General features: G+C 66.7%; 14 protein-coding genes. 6 read left to right on the top strand and 8 right to left on the bottom strand.

Translation table 11 applies throughout. The features are described from left to right. Positions 1–5 precede the first annotated feature (5 nt). Both htpG and ACPEES_RS07155 read left to right on the top strand, forming a co-directional pair. The gene (htpG, locus tag ACPEES_RS07160; protein WP_435102521.1) at positions 6–1,877 is read left to right on the top strand and encodes a molecular chaperone HtpG; all 1,872 of its coding nucleotides are present in this window, start codon (positions 6–8) and stop codon (positions 1,875–1,877) included. Next, complete coding sequence (locus tag ACPEES_RS07155) at positions 1,874–2,446, top strand: elongation factor P hydroxylase (protein WP_435102519.1); 573 nt, start codon at positions 1,874–1,876, stop codon at positions 2,444–2,446. The genes htpG and ACPEES_RS07155 overlap by 4 nt, the downstream gene beginning before the upstream one ends. On the opposite strand, the gene ACPEES_RS07150 is transcribed toward ACPEES_RS07155, so the two are convergent. After that, positions 2,440–4,830, bottom strand: coding sequence for a putative bifunctional diguanylate cyclase/phosphodiesterase (locus ACPEES_RS07150; RefSeq protein WP_435102517.1), 2,391 nt, complete (start codon positions 4,828–4,830; stop codon positions 2,440–2,442). The two genes, ACPEES_RS07155 and ACPEES_RS07150, sit on opposite strands and share 7 nt — an antisense overlap. Positions 4,831–4,944: 114 nt before the next feature. Beyond that, positions 4,945–5,334 carry a preQ(1) synthase gene (gene queF / locus ACPEES_RS07145; RefSeq protein ID WP_435102515.1) on the bottom strand — a complete coding sequence of 130 codons (390 nt, stop codon included), beginning with the start codon at positions 5,332–5,334 and terminating at the stop codon, positions 4,945–4,947. A 204-nt stretch (positions 5,335–5,538) separates the two neighbouring features. Between queF and ACPEES_RS07140 the strand changes: the two genes are divergently transcribed. Then, positions 5,539–7,149 (top strand): GMC family oxidoreductase, encoded by a 1,611-nt coding sequence (locus tag ACPEES_RS07140; protein WP_435102513.1) that lies wholly within the window; start codon positions 5,539–5,541, stop codon positions 7,147–7,149. A gap of 58 nt (positions 7,150–7,207) precedes the next feature. Here the strand turns inward: ACPEES_RS07140 and ACPEES_RS07135 are convergent, their stop codons facing one another. Next, positions 7,208–7,888 (bottom strand): OmpA family protein, encoded by a 681-nt coding sequence (locus ACPEES_RS07135; protein ID WP_435102511.1) that lies wholly within the window; start codon positions 7,886–7,888, stop codon positions 7,208–7,210. A 316-nt stretch (positions 7,889–8,204) separates the two neighbouring features. Between ACPEES_RS07135 and def the strand changes: the two genes are divergently transcribed. Further along, positions 8,205–8,702 carry a peptide deformylase gene (gene def / locus ACPEES_RS07130; RefSeq protein ID WP_435102649.1) on the top strand — a complete coding sequence of 166 codons (498 nt, stop codon included), beginning with the start codon at positions 8,205–8,207 and terminating at the stop codon, positions 8,700–8,702. Between the two features lie 22 nt (positions 8,703–8,724). On the opposite strand, the gene ACPEES_RS07125 is transcribed toward def, so the two are convergent. After that, positions 8,725–8,913 (bottom strand): RSP_7527 family protein, encoded by a 189-nt coding sequence (locus ACPEES_RS07125; RefSeq protein WP_435102509.1) that lies wholly within the window; start codon positions 8,911–8,913, stop codon positions 8,725–8,727. Positions 8,914–9,052: 139 nt separating this feature from the next. Here ACPEES_RS07125 and ACPEES_RS07120 point away from each other — a divergent pair, with 139 nt between their 5' ends. Beyond that, on the top strand, positions 9,053–9,619 hold the full coding sequence (locus ACPEES_RS07120; RefSeq protein WP_435102507.1) for an exopolysaccharide biosynthesis protein: 567 nt from the start codon (positions 9,053–9,055) through the stop codon (positions 9,617–9,619). Between the two features lie 28 nt (positions 9,620–9,647). Here the strand turns inward: ACPEES_RS07120 and ACPEES_RS07115 are convergent, their stop codons facing one another. Beyond that, on the bottom strand, positions 9,648–11,414 hold the full coding sequence (locus ACPEES_RS07115; protein ID WP_435102505.1) for an ABC transporter transmembrane domain-containing protein: 1,767 nt from the start codon (positions 11,412–11,414) through the stop codon (positions 9,648–9,650). Positions 11,415–11,524: 110 nt separating this feature from the next. Here ACPEES_RS07115 and ACPEES_RS07110 point away from each other — a divergent pair, with 110 nt between their 5' ends. Continuing rightward, positions 11,525–12,226: a hypothetical protein gene (locus ACPEES_RS07110; protein ID WP_435102503.1), complete on the top strand. Its 702-nt coding sequence runs from the start codon at positions 11,525–11,527 to the stop codon at positions 12,224–12,226. A gap of 17 nt (positions 12,227–12,243) precedes the next feature. On the opposite strand, the gene rbsK is transcribed toward ACPEES_RS07110, so the two are convergent. From rbsK to rbsB, 3 genes are read right to left on the bottom strand one after another with little or no spacing between them, the layout of a single operon-like run. Then, on the bottom strand, positions 12,244–13,161 hold the full coding sequence (gene rbsK / locus ACPEES_RS07105; protein WP_435102501.1) for a ribokinase: 918 nt from the start codon (positions 13,159–13,161) through the stop codon (positions 12,244–12,246). Continuing rightward, a complete protein-coding gene (locus ACPEES_RS07100; protein ID WP_435102499.1) occupies positions 13,158–14,204 on the bottom strand; it encodes a LacI family DNA-binding transcriptional regulator in 1,047 nt (348 codons plus the stop codon). Before ACPEES_RS07100 ends, rbsK begins: the two co-directional genes overlap by 4 nt. Positions 14,205–14,246: 42 nt before the next feature. Beyond that, positions 14,247–15,128, bottom strand: a complete 882-nt coding sequence (rbsB, locus tag ACPEES_RS07095; protein WP_435102497.1) for a ribose ABC transporter substrate-binding protein RbsB — start codon at positions 15,126–15,128, stop codon at positions 14,247–14,249. Positions 15,129–15,138 lie beyond the last annotated feature (10 nt).

Here is a 15,138-nt window from a genome sequence, read left to right as displayed (position 1 = left end):
GCGACATGAGCGTAGAGGCACAGCAGGAAACTCTCGAGTTCCAGACAGAGGTCCAGCAGTTGCTGGATCTGATGATCCACTCTCTTTACAGCAACCCCGAAATCTTTCTGCGGGAGCTGATCTCCAACGCTTCGGATGCGTCCGACAAGCTGCGTTTCGAGGCCCTCAAGGACGAGACGCTGTTCGAGGACGACCCGGAGCTTGCCATCCGCGTGGCGGTGGATGCCGAGGCGCGTACGGTCACTGTCCGCGACAACGGCATCGGCATGAGCCGTGACGAGGTGGTGGAGAACCTCGGCACGATCGCGCGATCCGGCACACAGCGCTTCCTGGAGGCGCTCACCGGCGACCAGAAGCAGGATGCCCACCTCATCGGCCAGTTCGGCGTCGGCTTCTACTCCGCGTTCATCGTCTCCGACCGCGTGGATGTGTATACCCGCCGTGCCGGTGAGGCCCGGGACTACGGCGTGCACTGGTCGTCCGACGGCAAGAGCGCCTATTCCGTCGAGTACGTGGACCGCCCCCGGCGCGGTACCGAGGTCGTCCTGCACATCGCCGAGGGCAGCGACGAGTTCCTGGAGCCGGGGCGGCTCAAACAGATCGTAAGACGCTACTCCGACCACATTTCGCTGCCCATCCTGATGGCGAACGAAGACGGGGAGGACGAGACGGTCAACCGCGCCTCGGCGCTGTGGATGCGGCCGAAGAGCGAAATCAGCGACGAGGAGTACGTCGAGTTCTACAAGCATGTCGCCCACGACTTCGAGGCACCGCTGACCTGGTTGCACAACAAGGTCGAGGGCAATCAGGAATACACCTCGCTGCTGTTCATCCCGAAGCACTCGCCGTTCGATCTGTTCGACCGCGACCAACGCCACGGCGTCAAGCTCTATGTGCGGCGCGTGTTCATCATGGACGACAGCGAACACCTGATGCCGCGCTACCTGCGCTTCGTTCGCGGCGTGATCGATTCCGACGATCTGCCGCTGAACGTCTCCCGCGAGCTGCTGCAGCACAACAAGCTCATCGATCGCATTCGCGGTGCTTCGACCAAGCGGGTGCTCGATGCCCTCGAGCGCATGGCCAAGGACGAGCCGGAACAGTACGAGACGTTCTGGGAGCAGTTCGGCTCCGTGCTCAAGGAAGGGCCGGTCGAGGATGCCTCGAACCGGGAGCGCATTGCCGCGCTGCTGCGATTTGCCTCGAGCAACGAGCCGGATGCCGGCGCGAAGGTGTCCCTCGCCGATTACGTGGCGCGCATGCGCGAGGGTCAGAAGAAGATCTACTACGTCACCGCCGAAAGCCTCAATGCCGCGCGCAACAGCCCGCATTTGGAAGTGTTCCGGAAGAAGGGCGTCGAGGTCCTGCTGCTTCACGAACCGGTGGACGAGTGGCTGGTGGGGCACCTGCACGAGTTCGACGGGCACCCGTTACAGTCCGTGGCCAAGGGCGAGCTCGATCTCGACGAGCTCGAGGATGCCGAGGAGAAGAAGGCCCGCGAGGAGCGTGCGGAGGCGCTCAAGCCACTGACCGAGAAGCTGCGCGAAACCCTCGGCGACCGTGTCTCGGACGTGCGCATCAGTGACCGGCTCACCGATTCCCCGGCCTGCCTGGTGGTGGGCGAGTACGAATTCGGCATCAACATGCAGCGTATGCTCAAGGCGGCCGGCCACGATATGCCGCAGAGCGCCCCGGCGCTCGAGGTGAACCCGGATCACCGGCTGATCCAACGCCTGGAGAGCGGCTCCGAGGACAACCGCTTCGAGGACTGGGCGAACCTCCTCTTCGACCAGGCGTTGCTCACCGGCGGCGGTCACCTCGAGGACCCGTCCGGGTTCGTGCAGCGCATGAACCGTCTGCTCGAGCCAGGCGAATGAGTCATGCCGTCCAAACCAGCCCGTCCCCGCATGGGGGCGGGCCGGTTCATGACGCCGCCGACCTGATCGCCCTTTTCGACGACGAGTTCGCTGAGCGGGAGAACACGCGCCTGGTTCGCGGCGGCGATGAACCGCTATACCTGCCGGCGGACGACGAATGCCCCCATCACCGGGTGATTTTCGCCCACGGCTTTTTTGCCAGCGCCCTCCACGAGATCGCGCACTGGTGTATCGCCGGTGCTGCACGGCGGCGTCTGGTGGATTACGGCTACTGGTATCAGGGGGATGGTCGTGATGCCGCCACGCAGGCACTGTTCGAGCGGGTCGAGGCGTCCCCGCAGGCGCTGGAATGGGTGTTCAGCCTGGCGGCGGGGAGTCCATTCCGTGTGAGTTTCGATAATCTCGATGGCGCTGCGGGTGACATCGAAGCCTTCCGCCGCCGCGTGCATGCCCGCCTGGCCGCCTACCTGAGCCACGGGCTGCCGCCGCGGGCGCGCCGCTTTGCCGATCGCCTGGAAGCATTCTATGGCGGTCGCGTGGTCCTGCCGGATCACCTGCCCCGTTACTGATCCCCCCCGCCGGTGATGACGGTGAAGCGGGGGCGGCTGCGGCTGCGCAGGAACTGCTCCAACGGCGCGGGATGGCCGAGATGGTAACCCTGCGCGTGGTCGACTCCGAGCTCGCGCACAGCCTCGAAGACCGACTCGTCCTCGACGAACTCGGCGATCGTCGTCAGCCCGAGCTCATTGGCGAGTCGCTGGATCGCGCCGGCGACCGCGAAATCCAGCCGGTTGTCCGGTAGCTCGCGGATGAAGCCGCCGTCGATCTTGAGGTAGTCCACCGGCAGCTCCTTGAGGTAGTGAAACGAGGACATGCCGCTGCCGAAATCGTCGAGGGCGAAGCAGCATCCCGCCTCACGTAACCGCCGCATGAATATGCGCGCGGTGGCGAAGCTCGACACCACCGCGGTCTCGGTGACCTCGAAGCACAGCATTCGAGGTGATACGCGGTGGTGGTGCAGGCAGTGCAGGATGAACTCGCAGAACGTCAGATCGCCCAGAGTCTGCCCGGATAGGTTGATGAACCACTGGCCGCTGTCCTGGCCGTGCTCGGCGAGCTCACGGATGGTTTGTGCCACCACCCAACGGTCGATGCTCGGAATCACCCCGTAACGTTCCGCCGCCGGCAGGAAGATACTCGGCGGAATCAGCCGCCCGTCGCGCTCGCGAAGCCTGAGCAGGATCTCCGCCATCGGCGGCGCATGGCCACTGCGTTGTGTTGTCGCCGGGTATATTCGTTGCAGGTAGAGCTCGAGCCGGTTCTCGTCCAGGGCCTCGCGCAAGGCGCTCACCCAGCGCATCTGCTGGTGGAAGGCCTCGCTCAAGTGATCATCCTCGTGGAACGTGTGAAGCCGATTGCGGCCGTGTTCCTTGGCGATATGGCAGGCCGCGTCGGCCTGGCTCATGGCAGTGGCGATCGAAGGCGTGTATCGGTTGATCTCGACGACGCCGACGCTCGCGGTAACGGGCAGTACGCGCTGGCCCCAGGAGAAGCGCGTGGCTTCTATGTGTCGACGATAGTCCTGGGCGATTCCCGCGCCCTCCGCCGCCGTATGCCCGTACAGCAGCACGCCGAATTCGTCGCCGCCCAGGCGGGCCACGACAGTCGCCTCCGACGCTGTGTCCGTCAGTCGTCCGGCAATCCGGCGCAGTAGCTCGTCGCCGGCTTCGTGGCCACAGACATCGTTGACCAGCTTGAACTGGTCGAGATCGATGAAGCAGAGGCTCGCTGTGGTATTCCGGGCCCGCACCCGGGAGAGAACGGCCTCCATCTCTTCCTGGAAGCCAATGCGGTTGAGCAGGCCGGTCAGGGCATCGTGGCGGTGAAGATGCTGAAGCTGGAGGTCGCGGCATCTGGCCAGCGCACGCACACGCCGTTCCCGCCGCGAGAGCAGGGCGACCAGCCAGCTCGTCAGGCCCGTGAGTGCGAGGCCCAGGGCGGTAGCGGCGACCGGCGGGCGGAGATCGTAGGCGAACGCCGCGCCTTCGGCCGAAACTGCGATCTCCATCGACCGGCCGGCGATCTCACGTGTGCTGGCGAGCGTCTGCCTGCCGGGGCGCATGTACCAGGGAACGGACTCGCTGCCCGTCATGCGCTCGGCGAACGGGGGCGTACCGCTGGCCGCCGACGTGTCCGTGAGGCTCAGACGCAGCCCATTCGAGTGCAATACGCTCAATGCCCGGTTCAGCAACGGTTCGACGAGAATCACGCTCTGGGCAAGGCCGTCGACGCGCGTCAGGCGCCCGTCGATGAAGTCATCGCCCACCGGGGCGAAGACCATGAATGCGGTCTGAGCCTCTCCCCCGATTCTCGCTGTGGTTGGCGCGCTGACCGTTAGCTGACCACGGGCGATGGCGCCGTGAAGGGCCTCCGTACGGACGGTGTCGTCGCCCGGGTCGACGCCGATGGCGCCCTCATTCCCGTCCTGCGGTGCGATGAACAGCACGGGGAAGTATACCGGGCGCCGTTCGGCAGCGACGAGCTCGCCCAGCGGGTTGCGGTCGCGAATGGCATAGCCTGGCCAGCCGCCGCGTGCCCGGGCGACGAAAGTCTCGCGTTCCAGATGGGTTACCCGGGGAATCCAGGCGATCGTGTGAAGCGCCTCGTGCCGCGCGAGCACCGAGCGTGCCAGGCGCTGGAAGTGCTCCCGGGTCACGATCCGCTGAAGGCGGAAGAGATCGGCGACCTTGCCGACGCTCGCGAACTCCTGACGCAGGGTTTGCTCTATGGCGGTGATGTGCTGGCGTGCTGTCTTGTCGAAGGCGGCGTCGGTGCGGACGCGCTCCTGGTGGATGACGCTCCAGGCGAGCCCCACCGACAGCAGGGCGCCCACGACGACGATGGTGGTTACCGTGATGAACGGGTGATACCACGGGCTGCCGGAACGCGGCATTGTGGCTCTTGTTTGGCCGTCAATCACCCGCGTGCCCTCCCGCCGCGGTGGTCGGTCATACCGAACCTATGCGCTATGCCCGCCCGGAGTGCAAATGTGTCGCCTCCGGTTCGGTTACGGTAGCGATACAGGGGGGGTGGGTGTCCAGCCGTCGGCGCGGTGCTCGGCCACCACGGTGGTGTCGATGCCGCCGCGGGTGGCGAAGACCATGCGCACGCGCATGAAACGCGGCACCAGCAGGCTCGATAGGTCGTCGAGGATACGGTTGGTAACCGCTTCGTGGAACGCGCCTTCGTCACGGAAAGACCACACGTAGAGCTTCAGCGACTTCAGCTCCACGCACAGCGCTTCCGGGACATAATCCACGTAAAGCGTGGCGAAATCCGGCTGGCCGGTCACCGGACACAGGCAGGTGAACTCGGGGATCGTCAGTCGGATGGTGTAATCGCGCTCGGGCGTGGGATTGTCGAACGTCTCCAGATTGCGGCTCGGTCGGGTGGGCATGGAATTCTCGTCTCGCGTTGCGGCGGCGGTGCTTGCGCCTACCGCACGCCTGTGGCTCACTCGGTTCGGTCTGCGGACGGTCGTCGACACCTCGTCCGCGGCGGCCAGCGTCGCGCGGGGTGCGGTCGGTCCGGGTGCCGGAAAAGATAACGCAGACCGGCGATCAGGCGTAACCCGCCTGCGAGCAAGGGGGAGGAGAGAGCGATGACCGAGCTGGGCTCCCTGGGGGCGTTCGACTACGTCGTCGTCGGGGCGGGATCGGCCGGTTGTGTGCTGGCCAACCGGCTCAGCGCCGACCCCGGTAACCGCGTGCTGCTCGTCGAGGCCGGCGGCTGGGATCGATACTTCTGGATCCATGTGCCCGTTGGCTACCTCTACACCATGAACAACCCGCGCACCGACTGGTGCTTCCGCACGCAAGCGGAGCCGGGGCTGAACGGCCGCAGTCTGAGCTACCCACGCGGGCGCGTGCTCGGCGGCAGCAGTGCCATTAACGGCATGATCTACATGCGCGGTCAGGCGCAGGATTACGAGCGGTGGCGCGACATGGGCAACGCCGGCTGGGGTTGGGACGACGTTCTCCCATACTTTCTGCGTTGCGAGGATCACGCTTACCTGGGGCCGCCGTATCATCGCCAGGGCGGGGACTGGCGGGTGGAGCGACAGCGCCTGTCGTGGGAGATCCTCGATGCGTTCCGGGAAGCCGCCGCGGAAGTGGGCATCCCCAGCGTCGACGACTTCAACACCGGCGACAACGAGGGTTGCAGCTACTTCCAGGTGAATCAGCGCCGGGGTGTACGCGTGACCTGCGCCGATGCGTTTCTCAAGCCGGTTCTCTCGCGGGACAACCTCACGGTGATGACCGGTGTCCATGCCTGCGGAATCGAGCTTACCGACGGTCGTGCCAGTGCTCTGGACGTACTGCACGAAGGCGAACGCAAGCGCATCGGGGTTTCGCGGGAGCTGGTGCTGGCCGCGGGAGCGATCGGCTCGCCGCAGTTGTTGCAATGCTCGGGAATCGGCGACCCGCAGCAGCTCCGGGCGACCGGTGTGCCGGTGCGTCACGTGCTGCCCGGGGTGGGCAGGAATCTCCAGGACCATCTCCAGATACGCACGGTCTTCCGCGTGCAGGACACGGTCACCCTCAATCAGCGTGCCAACAGCCTGTGGGGCAAGGCGGCCATGGTGCTGGAATACGCGTTGCGGCGCAGCGGTCCGCTGTCGATGGCGCCGAGCCAGCTGGGCTGCTTCGCGCGCAGCGACCCGCAGCGCACCCGTGCGAACCTGGAGTATCACGTGCAGCCGTTGAGCACCGACAAACTCGGCGATCCGCTGCATCGTTTCCCGGCGCTGACCGCTTCGGTCTGCAATCTTCAGCCGGAGAGTCGCGGCGAGGTGACGATCACGTCCCCGGACCCGTTCGTCCCTCCCCGCATAGCCCCGAATTACCTCTCGACGGAAGGGGACCGGCGTGTCGCGGCCGAGGCGATTCGGCTTACGCGGCGTATTCTCGCGGCGCCGGCGCTGAGCCGTTTCAGCCCCGAAGAGCTGCTCCCCGGCCCTGAGATCGTCGATGCCGAGGCACTGGCGGAGGCCGCCGGGGACATTGGTACAACGATCTTCCACCCCGTGGGCACTTGTCGGATGGGTGGCGATGACGACGCGGTCGTTGACGAGCGTCTGCGGGTGCGGGGGATTGCCGGCCTGCGGGTAGTGGACGCCTCGGTGATGCCGGTCATTACGTCGGGTAACACGAACGCGCCGACGGTCATGATTGCCGAGAAAGGCGCGGACATGATTCTCGCGGACGCGTAACGAAAAGCCGGCGGCAATCTTGCCGCCGGCCTGCACGGTTGTGGGATCGCGCGGGCGATCAGTTCATCTTCTGCTCGATCACCGTCTTCATGCCACTGATTTCGACTTCCACGCGGCGGTTCGGCTGCAGGCACTCGATGAGCTGGTTGCGGCCGCCGGTGTTTTCGCACTGCACCACCGGCTGGGACTCGCCACGGCCGACGACGCGCATGTCGTGATCGGCCAGCGCGGGGATGCCCATGAGGTAGTCGGCCACCGCCTGGGCGCGACGCTCGGAGAGCTTCATGTTGTACGCTTCGGGACCGATGCGGTCGGTGTGGCCGATGACCCGTATGCGGTTCACTTCCCAATCCGACTCGATATCGGCAGCGAGCTCGTCGAGTTCCATCTTGCCATCGTCGGTGAGCGTCGCCTTGTCGAAGCCGAACAGGGTCCGGGCGTCGAGGTTGATGCGCTCGGTGCGCTTGACCATCTCCGGTTCCGGCTCGGGTTCCGGCTCCGGTTCTGCGGTCTCGATGACATCACCGCACTCTTCGCGCGGCTCCATTTTTTCCTGATTCGGGTTGTACCAGCAGTCACCGTTGGCGTTCTTCCAGGCATTGCCGTTGCCGTCGGTCCAGTAGGCGCCCTGACCGCCTTCCATGTGGCTGTCGGCGAGGGCAGTTCCCCCCAAGCCCAGCGTCAGGATGAGACCGAGGCTCATCGGAATGATTGTGTTTCGCGTGGTCATCCGCAACATTCTTGATTCTCCTTCGTTTGCCGAAGCTCAATGTCTCAGTCTGAAGCCCGTGGTTGTGGGGCAGATCCGGCGTCGGCCTACAGCAATTCACGCCGCCCCCGGCCGATGACGTTTGGTCGCATGCCCGATTTGGCAAGGGCCTTGCGGACAACGTCTGCCAGTCACTATAGAAGGCACCCGGAACTCCCTCCACGAATTCGAACCACGGTGGCCACTATAGCCGGATAGTTCGTTCGCCATCGCATGTCTGCCCAGGCAGGTGTCATGGCAAGGTATGCTGTCGTGCTCAGGTGACGGTATTCACAGGTAATCGACGATCATGGAAAGACCTATACTCGCTCATCCGGATCCCCGCCTGCGCGAGGTATCGAAGTCGGTGGAACGCTTCGATGAGGGCCTCAGGTCGCTTATCGACGACATGTTCGACACCATGCGAGCCGCCGAGGGAATCGGGCTCGCGGCCGTGCAGATCGGGGTGCACTTGCGTGTGGCGGTTATGCAGGTGGAAGATCAACCAGCGCGCGTGCTGGTGAACCCCGAATACGAGCCATTGGGCGAGCCAATGGAGCTGGATGAGGGGTGCCTGTCGGTGCCGGGGGTGCGCGAGCGGACCAAGAGCCGGGTGAATCGGGTGCTCGTACGCGCCCAGGACGCCGACGGCGAGTGCTACGAGTTCGAGGCGCAGGGACTGGAGGCGGCCTGTGTGCAGCATGAATGCGACCACATCGATGGCCACCTCTATATCGATCGCCTCAGCTCGCTACGCCGCCGGCGTGTGCTCAAGCGCTACGAGCGCGAGCGCGAGGAAGGCTGAACCTGGTCCGGACGGCCCGACCTCAGGCAGGACGGGGCCATACGCCGGGCAGACGAGCGTTGGCGCTCAGGATATCGCGCACGCCGCGGAAAAACCGCACGCTTGCGTCGCGGACGGCCTGGGCACGCAGACGGCGCGCCTCGATCATCACGCGCTCGATATCGGTGTGGTTCAGGGCCTTGTGGGTGATGGCTGCTTCATCGTGGTGCATGGTGTGGCTCCTCTGGTTTGGTGCGCTGCAACAGTGCCTATGATAGGGCTCCGCACATCAGCCACATAGACCGATTGCGGCATAGCACCATTGCCGGGCAGTCACAACACGGTCTGCACTAATCTGGGTGGCGACACGCATGGGGTTGACCGACATCCTGGACGAGCTCGCAGGGGAGCTCGACGGCAAGCACATCACGATCGGCGATGTCGTCGCGGTATTCCAGAGCCGCGGCTTCGGGCCGCTGCTGCTGGCGCCGGCGCTCATCGCGCTGCTGCCGACAGGGGCGGTGCCGGGAGTGCCGACGGTGTGCGCCACGCTGGTGGTTTTGACGGCCGCGCAGCTCGTGCTCGGTCGTCGCTCGCCGTGGTTGCCATCGCGCCTGAGCCGTGTGGCGCTGGCGCGGGAGCGCTTCCTTGCCGTCTACAACCGCGCGCGACCAGTGACGCGTCGTATCGATGGTCTCACCGGTCAGCGGCTCGGTATTCTGACCAACGGACCGGCGCCACGACTGGTCGCTGCCCTGTGCCTGTTGCTGGCGTTGACGATGGTGCCGCTGGAGTTGGTGCCATTCGCCGCGGCGGTGCCGGCCGCAGCCATCGTGTTGCTGGCGCTGGGTCTGAGCGTGCGTGACGGGCTGTTGGTGCTCATCGGCATTCTGGCTGCCGTGGCCGGGGCGTTCGGGCTCGGCTGGTGGATTGCGTGAGTGCCTCTACGCGTTCGCGCTGGGTGTCTCAGGCGAGCTGACGGCTGGCCAGGCGCGCGTAGAGGCGGCTTTCCCGAAGCAGGGCGGCGTGTGTACCTTCGGCACGGATTCGGCCGTGCTCGAGTACGACGATGCGGTCCGCCGCCGTGACGGTGGCCAGTCGGTGGGCGATCACCACGCTGGTGCGTCGCGCCATCAGTCGTTCCAGCGCGATCTGCACGCGTCGCTCGCTCTCACTGTCCAGGTGGCTGGTTGCCTCGTCGAGGAGCAGGATCGCCGGATCCCGCAGCACTGCCCGTGCGATGGCAAGACGCTGGCGTTGCCCGCCTGACAGACGAACACCGCCCGGGCCGACCGGCGTTTCGAGCCCCTGCGGCAGGCGGTCGATGAATTCGAGGCAATCGGCGGCGCCGGCGGCGGCGCGGATCGCGGTCTCGTCCGCGTGCGGATCGCCGTAGGCGATGTTCCCGCGCACGCTGCCGGTGAACAGGGTAGGTTCCTGTGCCACCAACGCCAGCCGCGCGCGTATCGCAGCGGGGTCGGCGTGACGCAGATCCACGCCGTCGATGCGTACGGATCCAGCGTCGGGATCGTAGAAACGCAACAACAGGGCGAAGAGGGTGCTTTTTCCGGCGCCGGAGGGGCCCACCAGCGCGATGCGTTCCCCCGGATGCACTGCCAGATCGATGTCCACGAGCGCGGGTGTCTCGCGCCGTGACGGATACGCGAAGTGCACGCCTTCCAGGGCGATGGCGCCGGATGCGTTGGGCAACGTTACCGGGTCGGCTGGGGCGGCGATGGATGGGGGGGCGTCGAGCAGCTCCTGCAGACGCTCGGCGGCTCCGGCCGCCCGGTAGACCTCGCCGGCGACTTCCGAAAGCGTCGCCACGGCGCCTGCCGCCAGCACGGCATAGAAAACGAAGGCGGACAGCTCCCCCGCCGACAGGCTCCCCGCCAGGACCTGATGGCCACCGCGCCACAGCACCGCGGCCACGGCGGTGAAGACCAGCCCCATGATCATGCCCGTGAGCCACGCCCGTTGTTGAATGCGCTGACGCGCGGCGGCGAAGGCGGCCTCCACGTGCTCGCCGAAGCGTCGGCGGTCCTCGGCCTCATGGTTGAACGCCTGTACCGTGCGGATGGCATGCAGCGTTTCGCTGGCGAAGCCGCCGAGCTCGGCGATCCGGTCCTGGCTGTGGCGCGACAGACGCCGCACCCGCCGCCCGTGGATCAGCAACGGCGCCAGTACCAGCGGCATGCCCATCACGACGAGGCCGGTGAGCGCCGGACTGGTAACGAAGAGCATGGTCACCGCGCCCAGTGCGAGCAGCACGTTGCGCACCGCCAGCGAAAACGACGACCCGAGAATGGTCTGAATCACCGCCGTGTCGGCGGTCAGCCGGGACTGGATCTCACCGGCGCCGTTGAGCTCGAAGAAGGCCGGCTCCAGGCAAAGCAGGTGGTCGAAGACCTCCTTGCGAAGTGCCGCAGTGGCGCGCTCGCCGATCCAGGAGACGAGATAGAAGCGCACCGCCGTGGCGAGCGCCATCACCGCGACGATGGCGAGCAGCGCGGTGAGCCCGCGATCCAGCATTGCCGCATTACCGGCCATGAAACCGCCGTCGATGACGTAGCGCAGCCCCTGGCCGACGGCCAGGACGCTGCCGGCGGCGACCAGCAACGCCAACGCCGCGGCCAACAGACGGCCGCGGTGTGGCCGGAGCAGACGCAGCAACAACCGCAAGGAGCGAACCCTGGCGTGCGCGGTACGTTGGAGGCGACGTGGTTCACGCATCGTTGTGCTCCGTGGATGGGCCCCTCATCGCACAGGGGTGGCGATCATCGCTTTGTCATGATGTACTGCGCGCCTTTGTCCGAACCCAAGGAAAACGCCAGCAGGCACCCATGAGCGTGAGCAATCATCCCGAACTGGCCTGGTCGCAGGTGCAACTCGATCCGGCGCTGGCGAAGCTCGCCGGCGTCGAGGAATCCTGTCTGCTGCCCATCTGGAGCGGCAATGCCGGCGATGGCGTTCCGGGCGATCCGGCCGAGCACGATACCACGGAGCTGGTGCGCGGCCTTGCGGTCGGCTTCGGTCAGGGGCCGAAAGACTCGGACCACGACTGGCCTGGACTGCACGCCGCGCTGCTCGAGGCGCTCACCGCCGTGCGTGGCTTCTCGTCGGTGGAGGAGCTGCTGCGCAGCATCGCGCTGGATTTCCGTCGCGACGGCTACCGCCGGGAAGCCGTGGAAGCCTCGCGTACGGCCGTGCGCCTGTGCCCCGACAGCGCCGTCGCCCGCAGCCAGCTGATCGTCGCGGTCTGGTTCCTGTTGGGTGACCAGCTCGATCCGAATCCCGAGCAGACGCTGACCCAGATCCGGGAACTGTTCCCCGGCCTCGTCGATAGCGAGCCGGAGAACCCGCGGGTGCGGGATCTCGTGAGTTATGCGTACCTGGTCGCCGAGTTCTTCGTCACTGGCCGGTTGGACGAGCACTCGCCGGAGGTGCAGCGCGCCGAGGGCTGGTTGCGTGACCCGGAGCTCGCCGAACGCATCGACCGAATGGAGCGTAGGGGCTTCGTGGATCTACGCGAGCTGGTTTTCTAGTGTCCTGTTCCAGGACACTAGCCCGCTTCGATTAATGCCCGCACCTCGCGCGCAGTCGGCATAGCATCGGCGGCACCCGCTCGGGTGGTGGCCAGTGCGCCACAGGCGGCAGCGAATCGTACCGCATCGGCGAGCACCTCGCCTCTGGCGAGTGCGCTCGCGAGGCCGCCGCTGAAAGCGTCGCCGGCGGCCGTCGTGTCCACGCTCTCCACGGGATACGGCCGAACGAATCCCTGCGTGTCGCCGCTGCGGAAAGCAACGCCGCGTTCGCCGAGCTTCACGGCTGCGGCGGCGACGCCCTGTGCCTGTAGTGTCTGCGCGGCGTTGAGCGCCTCCTCCGCCGTCGTCGGCCGGCGCCCGAGCAGCGCTTCGGTTTCGGTCTCGTTGGGGGTGAGCACGTCCACCGCCCCGAGCAGCGCGGGCGGCAGCGGTTCCGGGGGAGCCGGTGCCGGGTCCAGCAGCACCGGCACACCCGCCGCATTGGCGGCGCGTGCCGCGGCCATGACGGTGGGCAGGGGCAGCTCGAGTTGCAGCAGCAGGCAGCGCGCCTGCGGCAGTAACCGTTCGAGTCGGTGAACATCGCTGTCGTCCACCGCGAAGTTGGCACCGGGTACCACCGTTATGCAGTTCTGCGCGGCGTCGTCGACGCCGATCAGAGCGATGCCCGTCGGTGTCTCGCAGCGCTGCAGGGTTTCGCAGTGAACGCCATGGCGATCCAGGGCCGCCCGCGCACGGTCGCCGAACTCGTCCTGGCCGATACGCCCGACCAGGTGAGTGGCTGCCTCCAGACGGGCGGCGGCGACGGCCTGGTTGGCGCCCTTGCCGCCGAGGCCGATGGCGTAGCGCTCGCCGTGAACTGTCTCGCCGGGGCGGGGCAGACGGTGGGCGTACAGGGCGATGTCTACGTTGATACTGCCGAAGACGAGAACACTCATGCGTCGGGCTCCGGTGGTTGGTTTCGCGCGCGGGCCGTGTCTCGCCAAGCCACCGAGTCGCGGATCACGAGCTCGGGGGCGAGCCGGGTCTGTGCGGGCAGAGGCGTGCCTTTGTCCAGGCGGTCCAGCAGCACGGTGGCCGCGGTCTGGCCGAGCGCGGGAATGGGCTGGCGCACTGTGGTCAGTGCCGGTGTCAGGTAACGGCTGATCTCGACGTCGTCGTAGCCGATGACCGAGATATCCGTGGGCACCGCGAGACCCTGGTCCGCGGCAGCGCGGATCGCGCCGATGGCGGCGAGATCGTTGAAGGCGAAGACCGCTTCCGGCCTGCCGGCGCTGCCTAACAGGTGCGTCATCGCGCGATGCCCGCTGGCCATGAGCAGGTCTGTTGCCAGCACACGCTCGTCGGGCAGTGCCACGCCGGCTTCGGCGAGGGCTGCCTCGGCCCCGGCCAGGCGTTCCCGGGAACGGGGGTGATCGTGGGGGCCGGTGAGTACCGCGATGTCGCGGAATCCGCGCCCAACCAGGAACTCGATGCCGATACGGCCACCGGCACGGGAATCGTCGTTGACCACGGCGGTGTCTTCTTCGGCGCCGGGCGCAGCGTCCATGAACACCGTGGGCACGCGATAGGCATCCCGCAGGGTGTCGAGAAAGCGTGGGCCGTTGCGCGAAGTCATGACCACCAGGCCGTCGATGCGCTTGTCACGCAGGGTCTGCAGGTAGGCGAGCTGCTTGTCGTCGACGTCGTCCGCGTTACACAGCACCAGGCTGTAGCCGCGGGCGAAGCAGCCGTCCTCCACGCCGCGAATCACCCCGGCGAAGAACGGGTTGTTGGTGCTGGTGACGATCATGCCGATGGTGCGGCTGCGATTCGCCTTCAATGCCTGGGCGATGGAATCCGGGCGGTAACCCAGCCGTGCGACGGCGTTGCGCACGCGTTCGCGTGTCGCCGGGGATACGCGGCGTGTTCCGTTGATCACGTGGGAGACCGTGGTGGTGGAGACCCCGGCGGCCTCGGCGACGTCCTTGAGTCTGACCATGGTGCGGTGGGGGGCGGCGCGATGCGCCGCCCCGGTACGAGCCTATTCGGTGACGAGTTTGAGGGGCACGGGGATGTAGTCCTCGACGTTATCCCCGGCGAGCACCCGGTCCGCCGTGGTCACGCCGAGCTCACCGATACGTCCGGCTTGCTGGGCGACCGTGGCGGCCATGCTGCCATCCTCGACCGCGGCGACGCCGTCGTCGGTGCCGTCGAACCCGACCACCATGATGTCACGGCCGCTCGCCTCGATGGCACGCACGGCGCCCAGCGCCATCTCGTCATTCTGGGCGAACACGGCATCGATGTCGTCATGGGCCTGCAGCAGGTTTTCCATGACGTTCATGCCTTTGGTGCGGTTGAACTCCGCTGGCTGGCTGGCGACGAGCTCGATGCCGCCGGCATCGGAGATGGCCTCCATGAAGCCTTTGCCGCGGTCGCGGGTGGCCGAGGCCCCGGGCACACCTTCGAGCTGGACGACCTCGCCGTCGCCGTCGAGCTGATCAATAACGTAGTCGCCGGCGAGGCGCCCGCCTTCCACGTTGTCCGAGGCGACATGCGCGACCACGTCACCGCGGTTGGCGGCGCGGTCGAGCGTGATCACGGGAATGTCCCGCGCGTTGGCGGCGCGTACGGCCGATGCCACGGCATTCGAGTCGGTGGGATTGACGAGCAGGGCGTCGACACCCTGGATCACGGCGTCCTCCACGTTGGAGAGCTCACGCGCCGGGTCGTCGCGGGAATCGAGCACGGTGAGCTCATGGCCCAGCTCCTTCGCCTGCGCCTGCGCGCCCTCCTGGAGCGTGACGAAGAACGGGTTGTTGAGTGTCGAGACCACCAGCGCGATCTCGGCTGCGGCGGCGTTGCCGGTGCCCCCGGCGGCGATCCCGAGCGCGGCGGCTACCGCTATGGCAGTACGTTTCATGCTTCTCCTC

The organism is Arhodomonas sp. AD133 (assembly GCF_051195215.1).
Classification (GTDB): Bacteria; Pseudomonadota; Gammaproteobacteria; order Nitrococcales; family Nitrococcaceae; genus Arhodomonas.
Note: the sequence above shows the minus strand (reverse complement) of the source record. Positions and strands in the feature narration are given on the sequence as shown.